The 21776-nt window shown below is 49.9% G+C and carries 21 protein-coding genes and 2 rRNA genes; 7 read left to right on the top strand and 16 right to left on the bottom strand.

Annotation, left to right across the window (positions count from 1 at the left end):
* The 4 genes from G465_RS0104540 to G465_RS0104520 form a co-directional block, all read left to right on the top strand.
* Positions 1–152: ribosomal RNA gene (locus G465_RS0104540) — 23S ribosomal RNA — on the top strand; the annotation flags it as partial.
* A 75-nt stretch (positions 153–227) separates the two neighbouring features.
* Positions 228–340, top strand: a 5S ribosomal RNA gene (gene rrf / locus G465_RS0104535).
* Between the two features lie 155 nt (positions 341–495).
* Entirely contained in the window at positions 496–2208 is a 1713-nt protein-coding gene (locus G465_RS0104530; RefSeq protein ID WP_022653301.1) for a proline--tRNA ligase, read from the top strand.
* Positions 2209–2447: 239 nt separating this feature from the next.
* Entirely contained in the window at positions 2448–3476 is a 1029-nt protein-coding gene (locus tag G465_RS0104520) for a nuclease-related domain-containing protein (RefSeq protein WP_022653299.1), read from the top strand.
* Between the two features lie 45 nt (positions 3477–3521).
* Here G465_RS0104520 and G465_RS0104515 read toward each other — a convergent pair whose 3' ends face one another.
* The 3 genes from G465_RS0104515 to aroK form a co-directional block, all read right to left on the bottom strand.
* Positions 3522–3902 carry a type IV pilus assembly protein FimV gene (locus G465_RS0104515; RefSeq protein ID WP_022653298.1) on the bottom strand — a complete coding sequence of 127 codons (381 nt, stop codon included), beginning with the start codon at positions 3900–3902 and terminating at the stop codon, positions 3522–3524.
* Positions 3903–4093: 191 nt separating this feature from the next.
* Positions 4094–5197: a 3-dehydroquinate synthase gene (gene aroB / locus G465_RS0104510; RefSeq protein ID WP_022653297.1), complete on the bottom strand. Its 1104-nt coding sequence runs from the start codon at positions 5195–5197 to the stop codon at positions 4094–4096.
* Positions 5184–5717 carry a shikimate kinase AroK gene (gene aroK, locus G465_RS0104505; RefSeq protein WP_022653296.1) on the bottom strand — a complete coding sequence of 178 codons (534 nt, stop codon included), beginning with the start codon at positions 5715–5717 and terminating at the stop codon, positions 5184–5186. The genes aroB and aroK overlap by 14 nt, the downstream gene beginning before the upstream one ends.
* 156 nt (positions 5718–5873) lie before the next feature.
* On the opposite strand from aroK, the gene G465_RS13510 reads away from it, so the two are divergent.
* Both G465_RS13510 and G465_RS13505 read left to right on the top strand, forming a co-directional pair.
* Entirely contained in the window at positions 5874–8225 is a 2352-nt protein-coding gene (locus G465_RS13510; RefSeq protein WP_022653295.1) for a penicillin-binding protein 1A, read from the top strand.
* 72 nt (positions 8226–8297) lie between these two features.
* The gene (locus G465_RS13505; protein WP_162138812.1) at positions 8298–10208 is read left to right on the top strand and encodes a putative bifunctional diguanylate cyclase/phosphodiesterase; all 1911 of its coding nucleotides are present in this window, start codon (positions 8298–8300) and stop codon (positions 10206–10208) included.
* A gap of 60 nt (positions 10209–10268) precedes the next feature.
* Here G465_RS13505 and G465_RS14985 read toward each other — a convergent pair whose 3' ends face one another.
* Genes G465_RS14985 through G465_RS0104470 form a run of 5 tightly spaced genes read right to left on the bottom strand, consistent with a single transcriptional unit; the run spans position 10269 to position 14383 of the window.
* Positions 10269–11336: an SPOR domain-containing protein gene (locus tag G465_RS14985; RefSeq protein ID WP_022653292.1), complete on the bottom strand. Its 1068-nt coding sequence runs from the start codon at positions 11334–11336 to the stop codon at positions 10269–10271.
* Positions 11333–12055 (bottom strand): type III pantothenate kinase, encoded by a 723-nt coding sequence (locus tag G465_RS0104485; RefSeq protein ID WP_022653291.1) that lies wholly within the window; start codon positions 12053–12055, stop codon positions 11333–11335. Before G465_RS0104485 ends, G465_RS14985 begins: the two co-directional genes overlap by 4 nt.
* 8 nt (positions 12056–12063) lie before the next feature.
* Entirely contained in the window at positions 12064–13026 is a 963-nt protein-coding gene (locus G465_RS0104480) for a biotin--[acetyl-CoA-carboxylase] ligase (protein WP_022653290.1), read from the bottom strand.
* The gene (locus G465_RS0104475; RefSeq protein ID WP_022653289.1) at positions 13023–13526 is read right to left on the bottom strand and encodes an adenylyltransferase/cytidyltransferase family protein; all 504 of its coding nucleotides are present in this window, start codon (positions 13524–13526) and stop codon (positions 13023–13025) included. The genes G465_RS0104480 and G465_RS0104475 overlap by 4 nt, the downstream gene beginning before the upstream one ends.
* A 29-nt stretch (positions 13527–13555) precedes the next feature.
* The gene (locus G465_RS0104470; protein WP_022653288.1) at positions 13556–14383 is read right to left on the bottom strand and encodes a ferritin family protein; all 828 of its coding nucleotides are present in this window, start codon (positions 14381–14383) and stop codon (positions 13556–13558) included.
* Positions 14384–14874: 491 nt separating this feature from the next.
* Between G465_RS0104470 and G465_RS14980 the strand changes: the two genes are divergently transcribed.
* Positions 14875–16341 (top strand): methyl-accepting chemotaxis protein, encoded by a 1467-nt coding sequence (locus tag G465_RS14980; protein WP_162138811.1) that lies wholly within the window; start codon positions 14875–14877, stop codon positions 16339–16341.
* Here the strand turns inward: G465_RS14980 and G465_RS0104460 are convergent.
* The 8 genes from G465_RS0104460 to G465_RS0104430 all read right to left on the bottom strand — a co-directional run bounded on the left by G465_RS0104460 (position 16334) and on the right by G465_RS0104430 (position 21766).
* Positions 16334–17140: a GGDEF domain-containing protein gene (locus G465_RS0104460; RefSeq protein WP_022653286.1), complete on the bottom strand. Its 807-nt coding sequence runs from the start codon at positions 17138–17140 to the stop codon at positions 16334–16336. The genes G465_RS14980 and G465_RS0104460 overlap by 8 nt on opposite strands.
* Before the next feature lie 54 nt (positions 17141–17194).
* Positions 17195–17353, bottom strand: coding sequence for a SiaC family regulatory phosphoprotein (locus tag G465_RS16330; RefSeq protein WP_211213669.1), 159 nt, complete (start codon positions 17351–17353; stop codon positions 17195–17197).
* A 7-nt stretch (positions 17354–17360) separates the two neighbouring features.
* On the bottom strand, positions 17361–17594 hold the full coding sequence (locus G465_RS16325) for a DUF1987 domain-containing protein (RefSeq protein WP_211213668.1): 234 nt from the start codon (positions 17592–17594) through the stop codon (positions 17361–17363).
* Positions 17595–17602: 8 nt separating this feature from the next.
* On the bottom strand, positions 17603–17992 hold the full coding sequence (locus tag G465_RS0104450; protein WP_027405167.1) for a DUF1987 domain-containing protein: 390 nt from the start codon (positions 17990–17992) through the stop codon (positions 17603–17605).
* A 5-nt stretch (positions 17993–17997) separates the two neighbouring features.
* Positions 17998–19560 carry a SpoIIE family protein phosphatase gene (locus G465_RS14975; protein ID WP_022653284.1) on the bottom strand — a complete coding sequence of 521 codons (1563 nt, stop codon included), beginning with the start codon at positions 19558–19560 and terminating at the stop codon, positions 17998–18000.
* A gap of 9 nt (positions 19561–19569) precedes the next feature.
* Positions 19570–20664, bottom strand: coding sequence for a branched-chain amino acid ABC transporter substrate-binding protein (locus G465_RS0104440; protein WP_245556748.1), 1095 nt, complete (start codon positions 20662–20664; stop codon positions 19570–19572).
* 117 nt (positions 20665–20781) lie between these two features.
* Positions 20782–21234 (bottom strand): SiaB family protein kinase, encoded by a 453-nt coding sequence (locus G465_RS13480; RefSeq protein ID WP_211213667.1) that lies wholly within the window; start codon positions 21232–21234, stop codon positions 20782–20784.
* A gap of 85 nt (positions 21235–21319) precedes the next feature.
* A complete protein-coding gene (locus G465_RS0104430; protein ID WP_022653282.1) occupies positions 21320–21766 on the bottom strand; it encodes an HIT family protein in 447 nt (148 codons plus the stop codon).
* Positions 21767–21776 lie beyond the last annotated feature (10 nt).

Genomic DNA, 21776 nt, shown 5'->3' with positions numbered 1-21776 from the left:
ATCTAAGCGGGAAACTCGCCTCAAGATGAGACTTCCCCGAGGCTACAAGCCTCCTAAAGAGTCGTTGAAGACCACAACGTTGATAGGTCGGGTGTGGAAGCGCAGTAATGCGTTAAGCTAACCGATACTAATTGCTCGTGTGGCTTGATCCTATAAGTAGCGACACTTACACAATCTAACCCATAATCATCTAACCCATAATCTTTACTTCTTCTCTCCCCTTTTTGCTTGGCGGCCATAGCGAGTTGGTACCACCCCTTCCCTTCCCGAACAGGACCGTGAAACGACTCAGCGCCGATGATAGTGCAGATCCCTGTGTGAAAGTAGGTCTCCGCCAAGCCCCCCATTACAAAAGCCCCTGACAATCAATTTGTCAGGGGCTTTTGGCTTTCCTGCCTGTCGTGGCATTAAATTCTGTTCTGAATGACTGTGATTACGGGCTAATAACGCGCATTCTGGTAAAATCCAGCCAAATTTCTTTGATGGATAACCACTATGCGTGCCTCCCAATTCTTTTTTTCTACGTTAAAAGAAGCGCCTGCCGAAGCCGAATTACCCAGCCACAAGCTGATGATGCGTGCTGGCATGATTCGCCGTGTTGCGTCTGGTTTATATAACTGGATGCCAATTGGTTTTCGTGTTTTGAAAAAAGTCGAAGCCATTGTGCGCGAGGAAATGAACCGTGCAGGGGCGATTGAATTGATTATGCCTGCAGTGCAACCTGCAGAATTGTGGCAAGAATCAGGTCGTTGGGAGTTTTATGGCAAGGAATTGCTGCGTTTGAAAGACCGCCACGAGCGTGATTTCTGTGTTGGCCCAACCCATGAAGAAGTCATTACCGATATTGTGCGCAAAGAAGTGCGCAGCTATAAGCAACTTCCTCTTAATTTCTATCAAGTACAAACTAAATTCCGTGATGAAGTTCGCCCCCGTTTTGGCGTGATGCGGGCCCGCGAATTTGTGATGAAGGATGCTTATTCATTTCATACTGACTTTGAGAGTTTGAAACAAACTTATCAAGTGATGTATGACGCCTACTGTCGTATCTTCCAACGTTTGGGCTTGCAATTCCGGCCAGTGGCAGCGGATACGGGTTCGATTGGTGGAACGGGTTCACATGAATTTCAAGTGTTGGCCGATTCTGGCGAAGACGTGATTGCCTATTGCCCCACTTCGGATTATGCCGCCAATATTGAATTGGCTGAGGCCGTTGCCCCGACCACACCACGTCCCCCTGCTGCGGTTGCACTGGAAAAAATTCATACGCCTAAAGTTAAAACCATTGCTGATTTAGTGGCGTTTCTAAATGTTGATATCAAGCAAACGGTAAAAGCGATTGTTGTTGAAGCGGAAGATGGTGCACCAGTCTTGATGTTATTGCGTGGCGATCATGAGCTGAATGAAATCAAAGCTGAAAAAATCGCTGGTATTAAATCACCCCTGACTTTTGCCACGCCAGAATCGATCCAACGTGCGTTCTCTGCCCAGCCTGGTTCGTTAGGGCCGGTTGGCTTCCAAGGCCGTATCATTGCAGATCGTACGGTCGCTGTGATGGCCGATATGATTTGTGGCGCGAATGAAGACGATCACCATTTATTAGGTGTCAATTTTGGTCGTGATTGCGCTGAGCCTGAAGTGGCTGATTTACGCAATGTGGTGGTGGGTGATCCTTCGCCATGTGGGCAGGGCGAATTGGCTTTGTGTCGCGGGATTGAAGTGGGTCATGTTTTCCAACTGCGTACCAAATATTCTGAAGCGATGAAATGTGAGTTTTTAGATCGTGAAGGAAAATTGCAGCCGATGGAAATGGGTTGCTATGGCATTGGTGTGAGTCGGATTGTTGCAGCAGCGATTGAACAGAATTTTGACGAGCGCGGGATTATCTTTACCGATGCCATGGCGCCGTTTACGGTGGACATTGTGCCGATGGGTTATCGCCGTTCTGAAGCCGTACAACAGGCCGCAGACCAGTTATATGCTGATTTAACCGCATTAGGTGTGGATGTGTTGTTAGATGACCGAGATGAACGTCCTGGGGTGTTGTTGGCTGATGGCGAGTTGATCGGCATTCCTCATCGCGTGGTGATTGGTGATCGTGGTTTGAAAGAGGGTGTGGTGGAATATCAACACCGTCAGGATAGTGAAGCCACTAAGGTGAATCTTGACCAGTTATTGAGTGTATTGAAGGCGAAATTGAATCTGGCCTAAACACTGTGGTATTCACTGCTATGGAAACCATCTCAATGAAAATTGAGGTGGTTTTTTTGTTAAACATAAAAACATTAAGTTATTTGTTTAATTTGATGTTTGACTATGTTGTATGCGTTTTTGCGCTGTCAAATTGATGTTTTATGAAATTTGACCAGAAACAAGCGTAATTACCGCAAATCTGTTTTACTATTCCGCTTTCTGTATGCGTCATTTCCCTAGAAAGCGAATTTCCCCCCATGCTTGCAAAGAAACCAGATGCCTTGGATGCGCCTCTCGCTGCTTTACAAAGTTTGCGGCAGGGTGCTCAACCTGATGATTTGCCATTTATTGATATTGGCTTGCGTGATTATGTCGGTTGTGCCAAGGCAAGTATGGCTGTGGTTAAGATGTTAGAGGCAGATTTTACTCGTGGGTCAAATTGGTTGGTTTTGCACGATTTGACTTTACGCGTCGGTGAACACTATGCCCGTATCGACCATTTATTGATTAACCGCAATTTCGATGTTTTTATCCTCGATTCTGCACTTGGCTCAAGTTTGATTAAGGTGGATGGTAAGGGCACCTTTTCACGGCAATGCCCCGGACAAACGCGCTTTGTTGCGATTGATTCGCCGCTTGATCAAATGGCACGTCGTATGGCCTTATTAAATGCGCTGCTGCCGCGTTTACTGGCTGCGGTGAAACCGGGGCCAGATAGCCAGTTACGACCAAATGTGATGGGCTTTTTCTTGCTGTCTCCTGGTATCAGTGTGGTTCGTCCCGGTGGTTTTGGCAGTGTCGATACCCGTTCTTTTATGCCGATGATTCAAATTACCAAAGAATTGAATCACTACGGTGCAAACTCCGGCCCGATGGCGGCAGCGGCTTTGGTCTCGATGAATCAGATTGATAACCGTGTGTTGACGTTATTAGGTGAGCGGTTGGTGGCAATGCACAAGCCCGATCCGATTCCAACAGTTGAAGCGTTACGCCTGCGTTATCCGCCACCACCCAAAGTGGACACCCCAGAAGAGGCCGCAGCGAAAGCGGCATTGGCGTTTTCTTGTAATTGTGGTTCAGAGACCTTCACTATCCGTAAACTGCGTTTAGGCGGCGATGCGGTGGCCTGTGCCGAATGTGGTGCGGCGTATATGTTGATGCAGTTATTCCGCTGTAAGCAACGGCCATGTGGCGCTAAAACCGAGGTAACTGCTAACGGTAAGCTGCGGGTGTTTTGTGAGAAGTGTCAAAAAGAAAAACTCTTGCATTACAGCGAATCGACTTAAGCGGTCGCGAAGCCGATTGGCTTCGCGGGCATGGTGGTAATTGGATTAGCGGAAGAGTTCGTCGTGTGGCAACAAGGTTTGGCCGGTTTTGCGGATTTGTTGCCAGATGGCTTGTTGTTCTAATTGTGGTTGTAAGTGGGCTGCCAATTGACGGTATTCCTTGGCTTTACCGCCTTCAGCAAAGGCACGCAGTAAAGTCACTTGGATAGCGACATTGTGCGGCTCATCTTGCAAGGCAGCTTGTAAGACCCGAATTGCTGCTTTGGGATTGTGGCTGAACAAAAACACTTCTGCTTCGCCAATCGGGTCGATGCCTCGGGCACTGGCTTTGACAAAACGATGTTGTCGCCGCCAATAAGCCAACAAGTACGCCACCCCACCAAGCAACGAGGCATTGAGTAACAATTCATAGCCAGCGAGCTCCATCAGCATCTCCCCTTTTTTGTTATCAGGTTGGTGTAATGGGGAGATATCTTCTGCTGGAACTGGCTGCTGCACAATGCGTAGAAATGCGGAATTCCCTGACAAGAGTAAGGTTTTTCGCTTTAATGCAGCAGCACAGCTAAGTATTTGATTCTCAAACCTTGTTTATGCCTAAGGTATAGGCTGTTGTCGTCTTAATTGGCATCTTTTGCGGCTAAAATCCACCGACCCGACAGGACTTGTTGTAAGACTGCGACAGGCACATTGCTGCGGATTTCTGCTTGCCCCAGTTTTGGTAGCAAAACAAAGCGGGGGACACCATTCTCCACTTTCTTGTCATGACTCATCAACGACATCCACTGCGTAAAACCTAAATCTGGGGCATGGGTCGGCAGTTGTGCTGCTTCGAGCAAGGCGGCAATCCGTGTAACCTCTTCGGCAGCTAACTCACCCAATAAATAGGAAGTCTCTGCTGCCAATAACATTCCCACCGCCACCGCTTCACCATGCAACCAACTGCCGTAACCAACGCCGGTTTCAATAGCATGACCAAACGTGTGCCCAAGGTTGAGCAAGGCACGAACGCCTAATTCTTTTTCGTCCGCCGCTACAATCTCGGCTTTCATCTCACATGAGCGTTTTACCGCATAAGCAAGAGCATCACGGTCACGGCGCAACAGTGCTGGCATATTGGTTTCTAGCCAGCTAAAGAATGTTGCATCGCCCAACAAGCCATATTTAATGATTTCGGCAATGCCGGCGGCGACTTCACGCTGCGGCAGGGTGTCGAGCAGCGTCATATCCGCCAACACTAAACGTGGTTGGTGGAAAGCACCAATCATGTTCTTGCCTTTGGGATGATTAATCGCCGTCTTGCCGCCCACGGATGAATCGACTTGAGCCAATACCGTAGTTGGAATTTGGATAAATGGGGCACCGCGCTGCCAACAGGCGGCGGCAAAACCTGTCATATCACCCACCACCCCGCCACCAAGGGCAATGAGCGTGGTTTTACGTTCTGCGCCATGCTCTAGCAGCATGTCAAAAATCAGATTCAGGCTGTCCCATGTTTTGTTGGCTTCGCCATCGGGTAAAACGACGGTTAATACCTGAACACCGGCTTGTTCCAGACTCGATTGCAGACGAGCAAGATAAAGTGGAGCAACCACCTCATTGGTAACAATGGCTACTTTTTTTTGTGCCAGATGCGGCAAGATCAGGTCGGCACGTTCTAATAAATCTGTACCGATATGAATGGGGTATTGGGTGTCTGGCAAAACCAAGTCAAGTGTGATCATGATGGCGCAGTTCAATTTGGCGTAAAAGACGGTGAACTAAGGTATTGATATTTTGGCGCGAGGTATCGACCACAATATCGGCAACTTCACGATAGAGGGGATCGCGCTGGGCAAACAGTGCTTCGAGCTTGGCACGAGGGTTAGCTGTTTGTAATAGTGGGCGGTTTTTATCATGTTGGGTACGGGCGAGGAGGTCATCAATGCTGGCCCGCAGATAAATCACCGTACCGTGGTTGGCAAGGATTTGGCGATTATGTGGGTCAAGCACGGCCCCGCCACCGGTCGCCAAGACAATATCGGGAAGTGCAGCAAGTTCGGCAATCATTTCACTTTCACGGACGCGAAAGCCTGCTTCTCCTTCTATTTCAAAAATGACCGGAATTCTTACTCCCGTACGGGCTTCGATTTCGTGGTCGGAGTCATAAAACGTTTTGCCCGTCAAACGCGCAAGTTGACGGCCAACGGTGGTTTTGCCGGCACCCATAAGGCCGACGAGGAAGAGATTTCCGGACGCTTTCATGCCGACATTGTAACCAAGTCTGGCAGCCTCCGCAGGCTATTGATCGGCATAGAATAGAAAAGAAACGGCACGATTGTTTCGCTTGGTTAAAAGCTGTGCACGATGCGTGCAGCCATGTGCGTATAATCGCCCTTTCCGCTGCTCGTCTTTGCCATTATGTTCGCTCGCTTAATTCTCGGTTTTATCGCATTTCTTCTCACCTTAGTGATTCTTGCTGCCGGCGCGGCAGGGGTCGCCATTGCGGTAACCTATCCCAAATTGCCGAGTTTGGATGTGCTCACCGACTATCGGCCTAAAATCCCGCTGCGTGTTTACACCAGCGATGGTGTCCAAATCGGTGAGTTTGGTGAAGAAAAACGCGCTTTTACTCGCATCCAAGACGTGCCACAGTTGATGAAACAGGCCATCTTAGCGGCAGAAGATGAGCGTTTTTATCAACACGGTGGGGTGGACTATATGGGGGTATTGCGGGCGGCCTCTGGCAATTTAGTCTCTGGTCGAACCCAATCAGGTGCTTCCACCATCACTATGCAAGTGGCAAAGAATTTCTTTTTGTCGAGTGAAAAAACCTTCACTCGCAAATTCAACGAAGCTTTGTTGGCATTCAAGATTGAACACAACCTCAGCAAAGACCAAATTCTTGAGCTCTACGTTAATCAAATTTACCTTGGCCAGCGTGCTTATGGCTTTGCCGCCGCTGCGCTGACCTATTACGGCAAACCACTGAAAGAACTGTCAGTGGGTGAGTTTGCGATGTTGGCAGGTTTGCCCAAAGCACCGTCTTCTTATAATCCAGTGGTAAACCCCGATCGGGCTCGCCTACGGCAACGTTATGTTTTGCGGCGGATGAAAGAACTGAACTTTATCACCGAAGACCAATATCAACAGGCGGTGGAAGAACCCATCCGCCTCGCAACGCGCAAAGAAGATTTCAGTGTACCGGCGCAGTATGTCGCAGAGATGGTGCGGCAAATTATGGTGTCGCGTTATCAAGAGGCAGCTTATACCCAAGGTTTCCGCGTCTATACCACGATTCGCAGCGATCACCAGCAATGGGCATTCGACGCCCTGCGTGATGGCTTAATGGATTATGACCGCCGCCACAGCTATCGTGGTCCTGAATCGTTTATTGACCTCAAACCACTGACAGCAGATAACCGCGACGAGGCACTCGATGAAGCCTTGGCCGCCATCCGTGATAGTGGTGATTTACAACCTGGGGTGGTGCTAGAGGCCAGCTCAAATCAGGTGAAAGTCTATCTGCGTGGTGGGGAAGAAGTGGTGGTAAAAGGCAATGGTTTGTCGTTTGCTCGTTCTGCTTTGTCGAAAAAACTGACCCCTGCCCAACAAATTCGCTCAGGTTCTGTTGTGCGATTGGAAAAATCGGACAAGGGTGAATGGCGGATTGTGCAAATGCCGAGGGTGGAAGGGGCCTTTGTCGCGACTGACAGCCGAACAGGGGCGATCTTGGCTTTGGTCGGTGGCTTTGACTTTAACCGTAACCACTACAACCGTGTTACACAAGCATGGCGACAACCGGGGTCGAGTTTTAAACCTTTTGTCTATTCTGCTGCCTTAGAAAAAGGCATGACCGCTTCCACGCTGATCAATGATGCGCCACTGGTGATTGACCCGCAAACCCTAGGTGGGCAGCGTTGGAGCCCAAAAAACTATGATGGTAAATTTGCCGGCATGATGACGATGCGCCAAGCGTTAACGCGTTCTAAGAACTTGGTCTCGGTACGCATTTTGATGGCAGTTGGGACCGATTATGCACAAGACTATTTGCAACGTTTTGGCTTTATGCCCAAACAACATCCGGCCTATCTGACGATGGCGCTGGGGGCGGGCATGGTGACGCCGCTGCAGATGGCCGAGGCCTACAGTGTTTTTGCTAACGGTGGCTATCGTGTCAAATCGTATTTCATTGAACGTATTGAAGACGAGCGCGGTTATGTGGTGGCGCGGACGGCTCCGTTAGTCGCTGGACAAAATGCGCCGCAAGCAATCGACCCGCGCAATGCTTTTATTATGACCAGCATGATGCGTGATGTGGTGCGCTATGGCACGGCGACTCGCGCCATGAGTTTGGGGCGTGGTGATTTAGCGGGTAAAACCGGCACCACTAACGATGCGCGAGATGCTTGGTTTGCCGGTTACAACCCCGATATCGTCGGCGTGGCGTGGATGGGTTTTGATGACAATAAACCGCTAGGCGGTGGAGAAACTGGCGGCGGTGCGGCGTTACCGATTTGGATCGGGTATATGCAACACGCCCTGAAACATCTGCCCGAAGTCGATCAACCCATCCCCGCCGGTCTGGTCGAACAGGCCGGCGCCGGCAGCCGAGGTGGGTCAGAGTATTACTATCAGGAATATCAACGGCCCAATCCTGCATTGGGTTTGAATAATCGGTCGAGTGACGCTGCTGACAACCGTGGCGACCAAACCGAAGGCCAAGATACAGCGCGCGATGCTGTAGAAAACGTCAAAGAGCTCTTGTTCTAATGCCTCATTTTCGATCGTTTCAGGAACGGTGGTTCGCCGCCTCTTTCCAAGCTTCTGATGGGGGGGCGGCGCTTGATTGCCCGCCATCCTGCTTTGTTAATTGCCAGTTTATATCTGTTATTTGGTTTGCTATGGATTTTGTTTAGTGACCAAGCGCTTGAATGGTTGGCGGGGGGAGATGCGCCGTGGCTATCACGGTTGCAAACCTATAAAGGCATGGCCTTTATGGTGATTACCACCGTGTTGTTATTTGCCCTGATTAGCGCCAGTCACCGTGTCCGCCTGCGGCTCTTGCAAGAAGTTGCCGAGCGCGAGGCGCGGCTGAGCGATATGGCACAGCATATTCCCTCGGTGTTTTGGATTTTAGAAGCTGATCTCCAACCGCATTACATCAGCCCCGCGTTTGAAAAGGTGTGGGGTATTTCGTTGCAAGATTTTATGTACGACAACTTGGCGTGGCAGCGGGCCATCTTGCCGGAGGATTTACCGACAGCGCAGCGCTTTGTTGATAGTTATTTGCATGGTAAAAGTCGTTCGGTAGAGTGCAAATACCGCATCATGCGGCCCGATGGCGAAGTGCGGTGGATTCATGACACCGCTTATCCGGTACAAGATGAAGCAGGTCAGTTGATACGAATCATCGGGGTGGCCAATGATATTACTGAACAAAAACGCGCCCACGATCAGCTCTACCTGCTGGCGCATTTTGACAGCCTGACCGGACTCCCTAATCGCAGTTCCTTAATTAGCCGCCTTGAACAAGCGTGTGCCGACCGTGAACACCGCCCGTTTGCTCTGCTGTTTATTGATCTTGATCGCTTTAAGGTGATTAACGATACCCTCGGTCCGCAAATGGCGGACCATTGTTTGCGTCGGGTCGCATCGCTGTTAGAACATGCGTTTTTGCATGACACCTTTACCGCCCGCCTTGGCGGCGATGAGTTTGCTTTGATGTTTACCGAGCAAACCAATCGCGAACATCTGGCGATGACTTGCCATCAACTATTGGCTTTGCTATCTCATCCGCTTGAGGTCGATGGCCATGAGGTGTATGTCGGGGGCTCGATTGGGGTGGCGTGTTATCCACAAGATGGTGAGACGGCAAATTTACTGCTGCGCCATGCGGATATGGCGATGTATGCGGCAAAGCAAGCGGGGCGTAATACTTTCCGTTTTTATGATGTGCAATGGGAACACGGCAAACAAAATCTTGAGCTTGAACGTGAGTTACATAAGGCATTACAGCAAGAAGAGTTTGTGTTGTTCTATCAACCGAAGTTTTGCCCAATCACCCGCACTCTGCAGGGGTTTGAAGCTCTGTTGCGCTGGCGTCATCCCGAACGCGGTTTAGTGTCTCCAGCGTTATTTATTCCGTTATTGGAAGAAACGGGCCTGATTCGTGAAGTGGGTAAATGGGTGATGCATGCAGCTTTCCATGATTTGGCGCAGTGGCAAGCTGCTGGCTTTGGCCATATCACGATGGCGGTGAACGTGTCAGCGCGTCAGTTAGATCATCTGAATTTGGTCGATTTTGTGCAAGAAGCGCTCGAGCGTTACAACTTACAGCCACAGCATATTGAGTTGGAATTGACTGAAAGCGACTTGATGACTAACCCCGAACAATCGCGCGCCATTATCCAAGGGCTGCGGCAACAGGGGATTCGCATTGCCATTGATGACTTTGGTACCGGTTATTCCAGTTTGGCCTATCTCAAGCGTTTTGCGCCTGATACCCTGAAAATCGATAAATCGTTTATTGATGACATTGACCACGAGCACGATGCGGCGGCGATTGTGGAGGGGATTATTCAATTATCGAAAATCCTACACATTCATGTGGTGGCCGAGGGGGTCGAACGTGATAGCCAGTTGCAAGTGCTGGCACGGGTGGGATGTGATGCGGTACAGGGCTTCTTACTTGGTAGACCGATGCCGGCGGTACAGGTAATGGGATTGCTCAACTTAGAACAAAAATTAGATTAGCCTCAATAAAAAAACCGCCCTGTCTGATGCAGAAACAGGGCGGTTTTTGTATGGGCAAGATTATTTCGGGCAGGCCTGCGATTTCAATGTCGCTTGCGGCCATTCGCTAGCCAACAGCTCAAGTTTTGCTTTTTGGTCGCTGTCTAAATTGCGCAGACGGAACGTGCTGAGTTTGCCACTGGCAGCGGGAGCGGCGGCTGTGGTGCTGCTACCACCATTTTCACGCACTTCAATTTTGGCGGGATAGCCTGCTTGGGTCAGTTTGTCGCGCATCCCTTCGGCCGAGGCTTGTTTACTGAATAAACCCACCGAGATGGCATTACGCATTTCCCCTGCTTGGTTGACCACATAGCTATCAAAGCCTTTCGACTTCAAGGTCATGACCAACTCGACAGCAGCCTCGCGGCTGGCTTGTGGCGGTAAGTGAACCCAATAACGGGTGCTGGTGCTGCCTTCTGCTGGCGCGGCGGCAGGTTTTGCTGCTGGGGCTTCGCGGGTCATTTCTACCATTTGCCCTGCAAGTTTAACCTTCAGCAAACGCTGTTTCACCTTGCTGGCCGCAGCACTGTCAAATTCACCCCACTGATAACATGCCAAGGTGGTTGGTGCCGGTTTGGCTTTTTCTTGTGGCTTATCGCCTTTCTCGGCGGCAGCTAAGAGTGGGTCTTTCTCCGCTGGTTTGGTGGCTTTTTCCACCACTGGCGGTTTTTCAACGGGTTTTTCTACGGCTTTTGCCGCAGGTGCCGAGACCGCCGGCGGTGGTGTCGTGGGGACTGCCGTGGCTGTTGGTGCTGCGCTGTTAACGGCGGCAGCAGTGGCCGCTGCTGCGACTGCTGTCGTCGCTGCTACCGCAGCAACCGTGGTGGCGGTATTTCCATTTTCTGGAGGCGTGTTCGCGGCAGTGGGTGCGCTAGGCTGTTCAAGCGGAGGCGCTGGGCTGATTTCTGGGCTGGTCGCTGGCGTACTATTCCGGCGCAAGGCCGCGACTTGTTCGGGGGTCAGTTGTTTTACCTGTGGGGCATTGATTTCCCGTGAGGCAACATTACTCGGTTCGGTGGTGCGAGTGCCAATCAAGAGCGCAACGGCTAGGTTGGCTGTCAGCAGGCCGACAAAAAGCCACTTCATCATGATGATTCTTCTTCTGCCATATATGCTAATCCAGTGAGGACCAGATTATCCACAATAGTGGGCCGGCGCGGGAGTCTGCTTGCAATAATTGTTGCATCACCGCCGCCTAGAAAGACGTTGACACTGCGGTTTTGCTCGGCTTCGAAGCGTAATAGATTGCCATAAATGCTATCGGCTAAGGCATTAAGACAACCGCTATAAATGGCATCGACTGTGTTATTAGGGTGTGCCTGCCAATGACCCTCGGCATAGGGTAGCTGGGCTGTGCCTCGGGCGAGGCTATCCCGCATCAGATGTAAACCGGGGGTGATGGTGCCACCCAAAAAATGCCCCGTGTGGTCAACACAGTCGATGGTCAAAGCCGTGCCAGCATGAGCAACAACACAGGCTTGTTGTTGGTTAAGATGATAGGCGCCAATCGCGGCCGCCCACCGATCTGCCCCAAGCCGACTGGGATCGAGATAGGCATTGCTTAATCCTCCGGCACGAGTGCTGGGGCGTAACCACGTGATGGGGTGGGGAGAAGCGCGCGAAAGCTGCTCGGCCACTGCCTGCCCCGCGACATTACAACCGTAGGCGCGAGTGATGGCTAGGGTTGACCACAAGGCGGCCAGTTCGGGTAAATCTGGATGATTGACACTATGGATAGGGCCAAGTTGGTGTTGATTGGCAAGACACCATTTCACGCGGGTATTGCCTGCATCGATAAGCAAATTCATATTCAAGATCAAGAGTGGGCGAGGGTACGGCGCAGGCTGACTTCACCAGCGTGAATCAATTTTTCTTGACCATCGCCAAGCTGTAAGCGCAACGCGCCTTCATTATCGACCCCGAGTGCAATGCCAGGCTGTGGCGGTCGATAGGCCGAAATAATATCCACTGCTTGGTGTTGCCACGCATGACTGGCTTCCCACTCCGCCCGAAAAGCAGCAAACCCGTGTTTGGCAAATTGGCCTAACACCTGATCGAGTTCGTTTAATAACAATGCTGCTAATTGATTGCGGTCGGGCATCGGGTAGTTTTCTAAACCGGCTGCGGCTTGATCGACACCGGTGGGGTGGATCAGATTCAAACCAATCCCAATCACCACTGCGGATGGCCCTAGGGCATCGCCAGACAGTTCAATCAAAATACCGGCCAGTTTTTCCCCATCCAATAACACATCATTCGGCCATTTCAGCGCCACCGGTACTTCTAGACGCTGCAACACCCGTACTAAAGCTAAGCCAACCACTAAAGACAAACCCGATAGTCCCGCTACTCCACATTCAAATCGCCATAGCAAAGAGAAAGTGAGTGCTGCCCCCGGTTGTGCCAGCCATTGCCGCCCATGACGGCCACGGCCTGCGGTTTGCCATTCCGCAAATAAAGCGGTGCGGTGTGGTGCGCCGTGGCTGGCGCGGGTGAGCAGGGCGCTATTGGTGGAGTCAATGGTTTCGGCCACTTCGAGTTGCCAATCACCGAGTAGACCAGCACGGATGGCACTGGGCTCTAACCATGTGATGGGATGCGGTAGCCGATAGCCCTGCCCACGCACGCGATAAATGGTGAGAGGGAGGTGTTGTGAGAGGTGTTCAATGGCTTGCCAGATGGTGCCGCGAGAGCAGCCAAAGGTCTGTGCCAAGCTTTCGCCAGAGTGAAATGCCCCATCCGACAAACACCGTAAAACGGAATGGGCAAGCGGAGTCAAGACGCAGCCTCGGCACGGCGGATTTTGTGTAGGGTGGCGGTGGTTGAGGTGTCGAATAAAAATGGAATGGAATGCACACTGCCACCACGTGCCAAGGTTTCTTGGCTGCCGACAATTTTATCAATCGACCAATCGCCACCTTTGACTAATACCTGTGGTTTCACTTGTTCAATCAAAGTGGCGGGGGTGTCATCGTCGAACCAAGTGACGAGGCTAGTCGATTCAAGCGCCGCAATTACCGCCAGACGATGTTCTAGAGGGTTGATTGGGCGATCGTCTCCTTTACCCTGTCGCCGTACGGAAGCATCACTGTTGAGCGCAATCACCAAGCTGGCGCCTAAGGCACGCGCTTGTGCCAAGTAGGTCACATGGCCGCGATGCAAAATATCAAAGCAACCGTTGGTGAACACGATTGGCTGTGGCAAGCTGGCCAGTCGGGTGAGCAAGGCATCGGGCGCACAGATTTTTTCCGTAAAGCTTGGGACAGGGTAAGAAGTCATCGTCAGTCTCAACAAAAAGAGTGCACAGTTTAACTGTTCACTAACGATTTACGGTAACGGTTTAGTTGTTGTACCGACTCAAAGGTTTGGCCGAACAAACTCGACAGATTGCGCAAAATACCGCCTACCACGCGGCTTTCCCAATCTTGGTCAAAACGAATTTTGTTGGTTAACCAATCTTCTAACCATTCTGGTTTTGGTAAACGACTTTGTACGGTGTCGTTCGGGAACAGCGATTCGTTGACGTGTAAGTTGGTTGGATGCAGTGGTTTGCTCGAACGTGCGCTGGCTGCCATCAACATGCCGATTTTGGCAAATGCCAATCTTGCTTCATTACCAAAGCGGTCGATGGCTTGCTTCATGTACTTGAGATACGCCCCTCCATGCCGCGCTTCATCACGCGATAAAGTGCTGTAGATGTGTTTAATCACTGGCTCGGTGTGCCATTCGCTGGCGCAACGATACCACTGTGTCAAACGCACTTCGCCACAGAAATGCAGCATCAAGGTTTCCAGCGGTGGTGCTGGGTCAAATTCAAAACGGACTGCATGGAGTTCTTCTTCACTCGGCACTAACTCAGGTCGAAAGCGGCGCAGGTATTCCATTAACACCAAGGCGTGTTTTTGTTCTTCGTAAAACCAAATTGACATAAAGGCAGAAAAATCACTGTCGTCACGATTGTCACGCAGGAACATTTCTGTTGCAGGTAAGGCCGCCCATTCGGTGATGGCGTTCATTTTGATGGTTTCGGCTTGTTCATCCGTGAGGAGATCAGCATCGAACTGCTCCCACGGGATATCGTCAGCCATATTCCAACGTGCCTTTTCCAGTTGGGCGAACAGTTCAGGGTAAAGCATCAGGTGTCTCCGCAGCGTGAAATCAAAGGAATACTAAAGCCCGAGGGTGAACAAAACATGACCACCCCGCACCAGTATTGTAACGAAAAGTCATACTAATCGTATGTTTCTTGATTTATATCAGAACTGGCGGTGTCGATTCCAAATATCGGCAATACTTTTTGCGAGGTTGCTATTTGTTTTGAGAAAAAGTGACAAAAAATTCATGAAATATTTATGTCATATTTAAATGTTATTTTCACAAGGAAAAATGTTACCTAATAACACATTGGATTGAAGTAATTGAACTTATGTTAAATCGACTACGTACCTCAACCAAGCTCTGGTTGCTTGGTTTTATGGCCGCCTTGTGTATTTTTGTCATTGCCATCGTTGGTGGGGTGGGGATGAACAATATGGCCATGCAAAATCAAGCTGACCTACAGTCCGCACAAATTGATCGCGCTGCTATGATTGCAGTCAAGGGGGCACAAACTCATTTTCTGAACCAAGTGCAAGAATGGAAGAACATCTTGTTACGCGGGCATGATCCTGTGCAGTTTGAAAAATATTTAGTTTCCTTTAAGCAACAGGCCCAGCAAACCCAGCAACAATTGGCACTAGCACAACAATTGTTACAACAACAGGGTGTTGTTTTGCCTGCTCTGTCTCTTTTACAGCAACAGCATCAGCAACTGTTGCAACGTTATGAGCAAGCACTTCTCACCTTTGAACGACAAAATCCTCTGGCAGGACAACAGGTCGATCTGTCTGTTCGTGGTATTGATCGAGAAACTACACAAACCATGAATGAGGTGGTAACTGCAATAGACGGTTTAGCAACTGAACGAATGACTACCGAAATTGCAGAAAGTCGAATGCTAGCTGACAAAATAGTATGGTGGTTTGTTGCAATCTCTGGCGCTGGCTTGTTATTTATCGTTGGCTGTTCACTATGGATTCGGCATGATTTGCTACACCAGCTTGGTGGAGAGCCTTCTTATGCTGCTGATATTGTCCGTGCTATAGCCAAGGGAGATTTTTCTATTGCAATTGAGGTGGAACCTCGTGATAAACAGAGTTTATTATTTGCCATGCAAGAAATGCAATTTGGATTGAATGCCATGCTGTCTGATGTACAACAAGCTGCCTTGTCGCTTGCAAAATCATCAGAAATCTTGGTTAGCACTGCTGTACAAGTTGCTGCAGGTAGTCAGCAGCAATCCGCCGCCTCTTCAAGTATCGTGGGTGCTATTGAACAAATCACTCATAACATTCAGGACGTGACACAAAACACATTACAAACTCAGCAATTAGCTGCATCGGCTAAAGATTCCTCACAACACAGTAGCGCCTTGGTAGTTGAAACCTGTCATGAAATGGAAAACATGGCACATATGATGTTCACAGCAACTGAGCAGGTGGAGCTGCTGGTCGCACATTCAAACTCGATTTCAGGGATGGCAACGGTCATTAAAGATATTGCGGATCAAACCAACTTACTCGCATTAAATGCTGCCATTGAGGCAGCCCGAGCGGGTGAACAAGGACGTGGATTTGCTGTTGTAGCGGATGAGGTACGGAGTTTGGCGGAAAAGACAACAGCTTCTACAGAACATATTGCAGCTACAACTGCTGCCATTCGGCAAGGGACTCAATCGGCTATTCGCTATATGCAAAATGGTTTGTCTCAAGTGGGGCTTGGTGTGAAAATAGCACAGGATGCGGGGTTATCGATGCAACAAATCCATCAGCAAACAGACGATGTATTACGAGCTGTTGATGGCATATTTGGCTCGCTACAACAGCAAAACACCATTGGTGAAGGCATTGCTCGCCACATTGAACATATTGCTCAGATGGCTGAGGAAAATAGCGCAGTAATCAGCGATGTTTCGCACGCTGCAACACAGCTACTAGGCTTGTCTCAATCACTCAATCTTAGTTTGAGTCGTTTTCAACTGCGAGAGATTAAGTAAAAATCTCAATTCGATTGCGGCCTTGGTGTTTGGCACAGTAGAGCGCACGGTCGGCGCGGGAGATGGCGTGTTCGAGCGAAATATCGCTGCTTTGCAGTGCGGTGACGCCAATACTGGCACTGACAGTAATCACTTGGCCATCGAAAGTGACCGGATGCTCGGCGATATAGTGGCGTAGCGTTTCTATCACCGATTGCGCAGTCTCTAATTCTGTCTGTGGGAAGAGAATTAAAAACTCTTCACCCCCAAAGCGGCCAATCAGATCAGTTTCACGGCATACCTTACGACAGTTCGCCGCAAAACAGCGCAACACCTCATCACCTGCGGCATGGCCGTAGTTATCGTTAATTTGCTTAAAGTGATCGAGATCGAGTAAAGCCAAGCTCACCGGCTCATCGAGGTGGCGTTGGCGTTTTTCCTCGATAGCGGCTAATTCAAGAATATGGCGACGGGTATAAAACCCTGTTAGGCCGTCAATTGTCGCAATTAGCCGCAATTCTTCGGCCAATTGCTGCCGTAGTGCGACTTCTTCTTCTAACGCAGCATTCAAGCGTTTTAGCTCAGCGGCTTGGGCGGCTAAGGATTGATTGGCCTTATGTAAGTCTAGTTGCAGCCGATCGCTGATGCGCAATAGGCGGCGGTGTTCGGCATAACTTTTACGATACGCCGCTGCCAACTCTTTCACACCACCTGAAAACTGCTCAAGTTGGTGCAGCATACTTTCTGCACCAAGCAGGACGCGTTCCTCGTTATCAAACAGCGAGAAAGTTTCGTGGGTTGGAGGACGTTTTGGGGTCATCGTAGGTTACCAATCGGTGCAACAAACTGGACAATCCTCATCAGCGAAGGGCATTCACTCGATCAGGCTCAGTAAAAATTGGGCATGTTGAAATTCTTCGGCAAAGTCTTCGCCCGACTCCAACATGGTTTCATCGTCTTCGTGGTACCACCAACGAATGGTAATCGTGAGGCCTCGTGCAGCTTGTTCTTCTAACAGGCGAAATAAATTCATCAACGCCTTAGCACATCAACGCCTTAGCACTGCTGGAGTTGAAATATACCATCCGCAAATCAAGTTCGAGCGTTGTTGCCGGAGCGGTGGTGAAATACTCCGTCAGGGCCTGTTGCAATGGACCAAAAAAGGCAGCGGTGTCTTCGGGGTAGGATTCTCCGGCCAGTGACAGGCGACCACTCGTAAAATCGAATGCCACTTCAGGGGTGCGTTCTGCGGCTGGGATGCGGATAGATTGCATGTTTTCCTCTAGCTTTCGATGGCTTGCAAAACAAATTGTGTGTGTTGCAAATCCTCGGCAAATTCTTCTCCAATTTCGATCATGCCCTCATCCTCGGTGCGGTGTTGCCAATAGATGGTGACTTGATTGCCTTCTTGCATGGCGATGGTGTCGAGAAAATCGAATAGACCGAGTAACACTTTCGCAGTTGAGCTATTGAAATAGATTAAATCAAAATTGAATGTGATGTTGGCATTTTTTTGTGTTTGCAGATGTTGCTTCAGTTGTGTGACTAAAGGACCATAGAAAGCTGACACATCTTCTGGATAAGATTCCCCCCGCAGCAAAAAATGATTTGCCGCGAAATCGAAGGCCACTTCTGGGGCACGGGGGCTGCGGGCGAGATAAAAAGATTCCATGCACATCAACTTAGTAAAAAACGATCAGAGGGGAAGTGCTCAGGAATTTCAAAACCGACAATAGACACATCATCACGGCGGCTTTGTGTGCCTTGATAACTTTCGAGTGCTTGGTAGAGCACATGGCCTTGTTCGGTCATCGGTGTGTGTTGTAGCGAATTGAGCAAGGCCTTAAAGCGTGTTTTACCGAACATACACACCCGAGGCTGGGCATCATTCACCTGTTCAATCAAGCCATCGCTGGTTAGGTAAAACCGCATTTTGGGCCGCAGAGGAATGTCGTGGACGGTATAGCTTTGTTGATGATCGATACCACGATAGCCCATGCTGGCGCGGCTCCCTTTGACTTCGGTCACTTCTCCATCTTGTTGCACAAACAGACTGAGGTGGGCACCAGCAAAGCGCATGATACGTAAATCAGCCGGCAGATAACAGGCACCGAGCTCAATCCCATCATCCGATTCGCCACTTGGCAAATGCTGTCCTAACGTAGTTTGCAGATGTTGGTGCATTCGGGTAAGCAAGGTATCCACCTCACCGGCAGGAATTTCCATACAAGCGCGTTCTAAAGCACCCGTCGAAATCAGGGTCATAAAAGCCCCTGGTACCCCGTGGCCGGTACAATCACCGAGAATAACCAACACCCCATTGCCCCAAGTGCGATACCAAAAAATATCACCGCCGACGATGTCTCGTGGCTTCCATAACACAAAGTGTTGTGGAAAATCGTGGCTAATCGCCTGTTCATCGGGTAGAACGGCGCGCTGAATGCGGCTGGCGTAGCGAATGCTGGCCGAAATCACTTCATACGCTTCGTGTAACTCATTGGTTTGTTTGCTTAATTGTTCGGTACGTTGTTGCACTCGCTGTTCGAGTGAGGTATTGGCTTCGGCAAGGCTTTGTTTTAAGTTGCGCTCGGTATCCAAAGCGTGGGAAATCCGTTTAGCGTGCAAACGTCCCATCGCAATGAACACTAAAAACACCAACACGATGGTGACTTGCATCGCCTTAGCGAGATTCTCCGACTGTCGTGTATTGGCCTCGCTGTCTTCAACCAATAAGCTTAAGGCACGCGATAAGTTGGCACGGTAGAGCCCTTTTTGTCGCTTGTAATGGGGCGAAGTGATTAACGCTAAGGCTTCATCCCACGCTTCTTGTTCAATCAGTGCTAGGGCTTCTTTTTCGAGAATTTCAATTTCTTGTCCCGCTTGGGCCATGTCTTTTAATGCCCGTTTTGCTTCGTGATGGCTGACCAGTTGCAAACTCTCTGCCAACAGTTGGTTACGGGTCTCTAATAAATCGTCATAGTTGAATAAATAGCGTTCTGAGCGCAGACCGGCGGTGAGGCGGATGGCCGAGGCGGTGGCATCGTTGGCATTTAGAATCCGTTCTGCGTTTAGCGACAGTTGTCGTAGCGTGGCGGCGTGATGTTTAAATTGGGCATCAAAATAAAAGAAGGCGACGAAAGCCAATAACATCAACAGTGACAGCAACGATAGGCCATACAAGCTGGCTAAACGGCCAAGGCTTTGTTGCAGATGGGCGAGAAAAGCAATCGGTTTCGACATGGTCGCGACTTAATCCAGATAATCAATTTCGCCACGGTTAAACGCATACATCACAAAACCGGGCTCGGAAATATCGCCATGTTGATTAAAACTGACTTTGCCTAAGACCGAATCAAACTCGCGGCTTTTTAAGGTCTTGGCGACAGCTGGCATTGCCGTACTTTGGCTGGCTTTCACTGCCTGACTCCAAATTTGTACGGTGGCATAGCTATAAAAAGTAAACGCTTCGGGTCGATAGCCTTGAGCAAGATAACGTTTGGTCAGGGCTTGATTTCGGCGATCGTGTGAAGGATCGGGTGGGAAAGTAATCAACACGCCATCGGCTAAACGCCCAGCTTGTTCAATAAACGCCTTATTCATCAACGCATCACCGCCCAACATACGAAACTTGAGCTTGTATTCGCGTGCCTGCCGCAAAAATGCCGCCGCTTCGTTGCCATAACTGGCAAACACCACAAAGCGGATTTTTTCTGTTTGCATCCGGTTCAAAATCGCGCTGAAATCGGTTTGCCCTTTTTCAATTTTGGCAACAAAACGCTGTTGTAAACCGGCTTTATTGAGGTGGTGTTGCGTCATACGAGCAAAGCCGGCGCTATAGACTGTGCTGTCATGCAAAATTGCCACCGGTTTATTTTTATGGTTGCGGACAATATAGTCTGCTGCGACAAACCCCTGCATATCATCGCGCCCACAGGTGCGGAACACATTGGGCAATTTGCGGTTGGTGAACTCGGGATTGGTCGAAGCGGGGGTGATTTGGATAATGCCGTGTTGGTGATAAATCGTCGAAGCAGCAATCGAGGCGCCAGAACACAGATGGCCATCCACAAAGACTACCCCCGCCTCACTCAGTTCTTTGGCAATAGTGGCCGCTTTTTTCTCGTCACAGACATCATCACGCACTAACAATTCAAGCCGCTGCCCCAACAGTCCACCTTGGGTATTGATTTCGTCCACCGCCGCTTGTGCGCCACGCCGCAGTTGTTCTCCCATTGACGCATGTTCGCCACTCATCGGGCCCACCACGGCGATTTTGATTTGTGCCGCTGCCGGCATTGCCATCCACAACGCCAACAGCCATGCCGAGGGCCGAATCCATCGCATCAATCGTTTTGTCACCATCACGTCAGATATAAGCTTTCAAGCAAAAGAAAGCTGCTTGGTTGTCGAGATCCATAAAATCGAATTGGATAGGCTCACTGGCGCGGCGGGCAATTTCAATCAGACCAATGCTACCGCCTCGGCTTTGTTCTTCGGCTGGCTCGCGTAGTTTTTCTTTGTAATAGGCTTTGAGGGCGTCTTTATCCATCTGCGACATTGTAAACGATCACGCAGCGCGGTGACATCGTCTTGACTGACGATATTGCCGCACACCACAAAGAAGCGATTGTTTTCACGGCCAACGGCAATCATGCCCGAGCTGAGTTCGACTTTTTTCCCCACTTCGCCTTCGACACGGTCGGCAGAGTAGCGAATGATGTTTTGCACTTGTTCAACAAAAATCGAAAATACTTTGCGTGTCACATTGGCATCGGTTTCATCGAGTGCCATTTTTTGTTTCAACGCTTCGCCCAAGGCATACAAAATCCCTTCCGAGACATAGCCGGTAAAAGAAAAGATAATGCCTTTGCTATGCAAGTCTTGTTGAAATTGATAGTAGGGCTGTACCAGCATACGGGGGATCTCCCTTTAAGCAGATCGTGTTAGGAACAAGCGCAAGAGTGTGCCACATTCTGCCGGATAACGAATTTGTGTTATGTCAGCGATTGGCGAGTGCATTTTTAATCTGTGTTGCGTATTGATGCAACAACTCACTAGGCGGCTCTTTGCGTGGCCAGCTCAACGCCACACCATCATCGACATGACGCGGCAAGATGTGGATATGAAAATGGAACACGGTTTGGTCGCCGGCTTTGCCGTTAGCTTGGAATAGCGTGAGCCCGGGCGGTTGAAAAGTCTCTTGCACCGCCTGTGCGACATGATGGACAGTGCGCATCACTGCTGCGGCTTCATCGGCTGTCAATTCAAACAAATTAGCGGCATGGCGTTTGCTGGCAACCAACACATGCCCTGGGTTCACTTGGCCGATGTCCATAAAGGCGATGGTTTGGTCATCTTCATACACCACCGCCGCCGGAATTTCACCCGCAATTAGACGACAAAAAATACATTCGCCAGCCGGCGAGGTATCGATAAACATCGGCATGGTGTTTCCT

Source organism: Aquaspirillum serpens DSM 68 (genome assembly GCF_000420525.1).
In the GTDB taxonomy this organism is placed as follows: domain Bacteria; phylum Pseudomonadota; class Gammaproteobacteria; order Burkholderiales; family Aquaspirillaceae; genus Aquaspirillum; species Aquaspirillum serpens.
The sequence above is the reverse complement of the archived record's forward strand: the minus strand, read 5'-3'. Positions and strand labels throughout refer to the sequence as shown.